This is a genomic window from Pseudactinotalea sp., from assembly GCF_048594945.1.
Taxonomy (GTDB): domain Bacteria; phylum Actinomycetota; class Actinomycetes; order Actinomycetales; family Beutenbergiaceae; genus Pseudactinotalea.
In genome coordinates this window covers 1-5,067 of the sequence record NZ_JBMDXJ010000550.1, presented here as the reverse complement: position 1 = coordinate 5,067, position 5,067 = coordinate 1, and the positions used below count along the sequence as shown (strand labels likewise).

Annotated in this window: 7 protein-coding genes; 3 read left to right on the top strand and 4 right to left on the bottom strand. The window is 68.9% G+C overall.

Going from position 1 to position 5,067, the window contains the following annotated elements; genetic code table 11:
* Positions 1–65: 65 nt before the first annotated feature.
* From ACOJSN_RS24955 to ACOJSN_RS24945, 3 genes are read left to right on the top strand one after another with little or no spacing between them, the layout of a single operon-like run.
* The gene (locus ACOJSN_RS24955) at positions 66–788 is read left to right on the top strand and encodes a ribulose-phosphate 3-epimerase (RefSeq protein ID WP_420115185.1); all 723 of its coding nucleotides are present in this window, start codon (positions 66–68) and stop codon (positions 786–788) included.
* Complete coding sequence (locus ACOJSN_RS24950; protein WP_420115184.1) at positions 785–1,288, top strand: TRAP transporter small permease; 504 nt, start codon at positions 785–787, stop codon at positions 1,286–1,288. Before ACOJSN_RS24955 ends, ACOJSN_RS24950 begins: the two co-directional genes overlap by 4 nt.
* 11 nt (positions 1,289–1,299) lie before the next feature.
* Complete coding sequence (locus tag ACOJSN_RS24945) at positions 1,300–2,610, top strand: TRAP transporter large permease (protein WP_420115183.1); 1,311 nt, start codon at positions 1,300–1,302, stop codon at positions 2,608–2,610.
* A 92-nt stretch (positions 2,611–2,702) separates the two neighbouring features.
* Here ACOJSN_RS24945 and ACOJSN_RS24940 read toward each other — a convergent pair whose 3' ends face one another.
* The 4 genes from ACOJSN_RS24940 to ACOJSN_RS24925 form a co-directional block, all read right to left on the bottom strand.
* Entirely contained in the window at positions 2,703–3,026 is a 324-nt protein-coding gene (locus tag ACOJSN_RS24940) for an ArsR/SmtB family transcription factor (protein WP_420115182.1), read from the bottom strand.
* Positions 3,023–3,946: an SRPBCC domain-containing protein gene (locus ACOJSN_RS24935; RefSeq protein WP_420115181.1), complete on the bottom strand. Its 924-nt coding sequence runs from the start codon at positions 3,944–3,946 to the stop codon at positions 3,023–3,025. Before ACOJSN_RS24935 ends, ACOJSN_RS24940 begins: the two co-directional genes overlap by 4 nt.
* Positions 3,947–4,026: 80 nt before the next feature.
* Positions 4,027–4,410, bottom strand: a complete 384-nt coding sequence (locus ACOJSN_RS24930; protein WP_420115180.1) for a HEAT repeat domain-containing protein — start codon at positions 4,408–4,410, stop codon at positions 4,027–4,029.
* 45 nt (positions 4,411–4,455) lie between these two features.
* Positions 4,456–5,067, bottom strand: a 612-nt coding sequence (locus ACOJSN_RS24925; protein ID WP_420115179.1) for a MaoC/PaaZ C-terminal domain-containing protein, incomplete at its 5' end; no start/stop codon positions are given.

Sequence of the window (5,067 nt, the reverse complement as noted above, 5' to 3'; positions counted from 1 at the left end):
GTGACGCCCGAGGATCGCGACTTCATGGATCTGACGATCCAGCCCGAGTACGGGGAGACGTTCCAGTGACCCGCATCGTCAACGCGCCCTCGCTAGCCAACTGTGATCTGCTCACCCTCGCGAGTGACGTCGAGCAGCTCGTCGATGGCGGCGTCGACCTGGTGCACGTCGACGTGATGGACGGCCACTACGTGCCCAATCTGTGCTTCCCGGTCTCTGCCGTGGCCGATCTGACCCGGCGTCATCCAGAGGTCCGGGTCGACGCGCACCTCATGGTCGACGACCCGGGCGCCTACGTCGAACGGCTAGCCGCGGCCGGTGCCCACTACGTGAGCTTCCACGCCGATTCCACTCGGTTCGTCCGTCGCACGCTGGCCGCCTATCAGGCGGCCGGAATGAAGGCTGGCGTAGCGATCAATCCCTCGCACCCGGTCGACATCATCGAGCCCTACATGAAGGATCTGGACTACGTGGTGCTGATGACGGTCGAGCCTGGTTTCGCCGGGCAGCGCTTTCTCGCGGGCTCACTGGAGCGGCTCGAACAGCTCGACGACCTGCGCACCCGCAGCGGCGCCGACTTCGAGATCGAGATCGACGGCGGGATCGACCACGAGTACGGCGCGGAGTGCGTTCGTCGCGGCGCGACGATCCTCGTGACCGGGATCTATGCCGTCTTCCAGCAGCCCGACGGGATCGCTCCTGCTGTGCGGAGGTTCGATGCCGCCATGGCAGCGGCTGCTGCGGTGCGGGCCGACGCGGACGAGGCGCGAAGGGTGGCACGGCGATGATCAAGAAGCTCGAGCGCGTCGTCGTCGCCGCGCTCAAAGCTGTCTCGGTGGCGGCCTTCACCTTGCTCGTGGTGGTGGTTGTCTGGCAGGTCTTCGCACGCCAGGTGCTGAGCTCGGCGTCACCGTGGTCCGAGGAGGCCGCGCGGTACACCTTCATCGTGCTGATCTTCCTGACGGCGTCGCTGGTGTTCATCGAGCGCGGGCACATCGCTGTCGAGGTGTTCGCGCGCTGGCTCCCCAAGCGCGCACAGCGCGTGGTCGCGCTCGGTACCGAGGTCATCGTGTTCGGCTTCGCGGTCTGGGTCCTCGTGTGGGGCGGCTGGCTGATCGCCCAGAACGCGTGGCACCAGCAGATGTCCGCGCTGCCGTTCAGTGTCGGCCATGTCTACGCGGTGATGCCTGTCGCAGGAGTCCTGATCGCGTTTGCCTGCCTCGTCCACGTCGTCGACCTCGTGCGCGGAGGACCCATCTGGGTGATCTCCGACGACGAGGCAATCTGAGGGAGGCCGACATGGAACCGACAGTTCTCGCCACCATCATCCTGCTCGGCGGGATGGTCCTCCTGCTCATCGTCTCGGTCCCGGTCGCCGTCGCGATCGGGCTTCCCGCTGCGGCTGCGGCGATCGTGCTCGTGGGCTTCGACCAGGCGGCGCTGGTCTCGGCGCAGCGGGTCTTCGCGGGATCCAACTCCTTCGCCCTGCTCGCGATCCCGTTCTTCGTGCTCGCAGGTTCGCTGATGAATGCCGGCGGCATGGCGACCAGACTCATCGACCTTGCGCTCGTGATCGCGGGCCGCGCACCGGCGTCGCTCGCCCAGACCACCGTTGTGGCCAACACGCTGTTCGGCGCGGTCTCCGGCGCCTCGGTCGCCTCGGCTGCCACCGTCGGCACCGTGCTCGGGCCGCGCATGAAGAAAGAGGGGTACGACCCGCGCTTCGCGGCCGCGGTGAACGTCTCCGCCTCGCCTGCGGGGATGCTCCTGCCGCCGTCGAACACGTTCATCGTCTACGCGCTGGTCTCGAGCTCGTCGATCGCCGCCCTCTTCATGGCGGGCGTCGGGCCTGGCCTGCTCTGGTCCTTGGCCTGCATGGTCGTTGTCGGCCTGTACGCCCGCAAGCACCCGGAGCTGCGCGGGAAGCATCGCGCCACGCTCAAGGAGGCGCTGCTGGTGCTCTGGCGGGCGGTTCCGTCGTTGCTCATGATCGTGGTCGTCGTCGGCGGCATCCTCGCCGGTGTCTTCACAGCCACGGAGTCCGCTGTGATCGCCGTCGTGTACGCGCTCGTGTTCGGTCTGGCGAAGCGGGCTGTCAAGGTACGGGAGCTCCCCGAGGTGGTGCTGCACGCCTCGCGCACGACCGGCATCATCATGCTGCTGGTGGGGGTTTCTGCGGTCCTCTCGTGGGTGATGTCCTACGCGCGGATTCCCCAGCAGGTTTCCGAGGCCATGCTTCAGATCACCGACAGCCCGATCGCGATCCTGCTGATCATCACGCTCGTGCTGCTGATCGCCGGAACCGTCATGGACCCGACGCCTGCGATCCTGATCTTCACGCCGATCCTGTTGCCGATCGTGGTGGAGCTCGGGGTGCACCCGGTCCACTTCGGCGTGATGATCGTCTTCAACATGAGCCTCGGCAACATCACACCACCGGTGGGCAACAACCTCTTCGTCGGTGCGAGAGTCGCGGGTTTGCGGGTGGAACCGGTGGTCGCGAAGATGGTCCCGTTCTTCATCGCGCTGACGATCGCGCTGTTGGTGACCGTGTTCTGGCCCGCGCTCTCGATGTGGTTGCCGACGCAGCTCGGCCTGGTCACCCCGTAGCGGCGACTACCTACGTGCCGAACGCGGGGTTGGTGCCGCTGCCAGCCTGGGAGCAGCAGAGACCGCGCGTTCGGCAGGCGAGATGGTTCGTTCTAGGTACCTTCGGCGATGGCCTTGATGCGGTCCAGCCGGCGGTCCCAGCCGCTGCCGATCACCTCGAGGTGCCGGGCGAGCTCGCTCAGGCGTCCACCGAGGGCGCGATAGCGCAGCTGCCGGCCGGCCCGCTCGGGCTCGACCAGTCCCGCCTCGGCCAGCACGCCCAGGTGCCGGGCGATCGCCTGGCGCGTGATCGGGAGCTGCTGAGCCAGCTCGCTGGCCGACAGCGCCTCCTCGCCGACGAGCCGCAGGATCTCCCACCGCGAGGCGTCGGCGAGCGCGGCGCACACGTCCGCGACCTCGGCGAGTTCGGCGCTCACGACCGACCCGCGACGAACCGCGCGAACGAGTCCAGCACTGCGTTCCAACCCTCGACGTTGCCCTCCATCGCCGCCCGTCGCGCCGCTGCCTCCTGGCTCGCGAACCCTGTCTCGACGACGGTCACCAGGGTCTGCGCTCCGGCCGAGGTCAGCGTGAAGGTGACTTGGGTGGCGGTCGGACCGGGCGTGGTCTCGCCGAGCTCGCCCCAGGTCATCACGAACCGGTCCGGCTCCTCGAGCGCGTCGATGTGCACCGGGAACAACCCGTGCCCCACCCACTCGAACGTGCCGAGCGAACCCGGCTGGACGCCGTCGGGAAACACGGCCGGGTGACCCCACCAAGCCTCGATCGAGGCGGGCGCGGTGAGCGCTGACCAGGCCCGCGCCTGGTCAGCATCGACGAGGACCGTGCGCGTGATCGTGCCGGCGTCGAGATCGGCGACGGCGGTGCGTCCGTCACGGAGTGACGTCACGTAGGCGCCGAGCCCGTCGAGTCCGCCGACCCAGCCCTGGGCGTTCTCCTCCATCGCTGCGCGGCGGCGGAGGTGATCGCCGGCGAGCTCGTCGAACCCGGTCTCGACGACGCTCAGCACGGTTGCCTCGCCGTCCTCGAGGAGCGTGAAGGTGGCGGTCGTGGAGTTGTCCTCTCGGATCGCCTCACCGGTCAGGCTCCACGTGAAGGCGAACCGGCTCGGCGGCTCGTCGATGTCGATGCGGACGGGGAAGTCGCCGTGCTCGGTCCAGCCGAAGCTGCCTTCTGCTCCGGCATGCACGCCTGCCGGGAACTCGGCTCGCTGCCCGAACCATTGCGCGATCTGCTCCGGCGAGGTGAGCGTCGCCCACACCAGCGGCCGCGGCGCCTCGATCCGGATCGTGCGGGTGACGGTGCTGGTCTCGAAGTCGATCTCTGATGCGGTCATCACTCACTCCATGTGCAACTGGTTGGTTGCAGTAACGTAGCGCGAGTCGGCTCGATGTGCAACTGGTGTGTTGCAGATGCCTAGACGATGTCGAGTCGTAGCCGCAGGCGTGCGAGCGCCCGTTCTGCGGCTCGGACGACACCGGGATCGGTGTCATCGGAGGCGGCATCAACCATGCTGAGGTGCTCGTGCTCGCCCGCGGCGCCGAGAGCACGGGCGGCGGCTGCTCGGACGCGGGGCGTCTCGTCGTGGAGGAGCGGGGGCAGTGCGTCGGCCGCGGCGCCGACCTCGTGCAGCGCCACCACCTTCGCGGACATCTCGCGGACCCGCCAGTGCTCATCGGCGAGTCCGGTCATCAGGGCAGCCAGAGCGGCATCGCCGGCTGGCCCGGACTCGTGCCGCACATACCGCATCGCTCGCGCCGCCCAGACCCGCGGGAAGTACTGCGCGCCGGACTCACGCACCAAGCGCGCGCCGCCATCCCACCATGGTGCCGTGCCGCGTCGCGTTCAGAGCGGGGTCACGGCCCCCGATAAGTACGTCCTGCCCCGCTTGGCGTCCCAGCCTGCGTAGGTGTGCCCGGCTCCCTCGGCTGTGAGCCCGAACGTCACGGTGCCCGGCAGCAGCACGGGCTTGCCGAACTCCACGCTCCAGCGGAACGCCTCCCCGCGCGCCGCGCCCACCGTGGCGAGCGCGCGCGAGGCGGTGTACATGCCGTGCGCGATCGCGCGCGGGAACCCGAACAACTTCGCGGTCAGCGCCGACAGGTGGATCGGGTTGCGATCACCGGAGACGGCGGCATAGCGGCGGCCGACGTCGGCTCCGAGCCGCCATTGCCCCGTGACCGGAGGCAGCGCCACGTCGACGCGCTCGGTCGCGTCAGCGGGGGCGGCGGTGCGCAGCGTCTTGCCCTTGGTGAGATAGGTACTGACGCCGCGCCAGACGACGTCGCCGCCGCGCGAGACCTCCGTGACCAGTTCGACCTGTGTGCCCGCGCGGTGGAGCCGCAGGTTCTCAGCCCACGCACGCACGTCGAGCGAGTCGCCCGAAAGGAGCTGCTCGCGGTGTTCGATCCTGTTCGCCAGGTGCACCATCCCCATCAGCGGCAGCGGGAAGTCGGC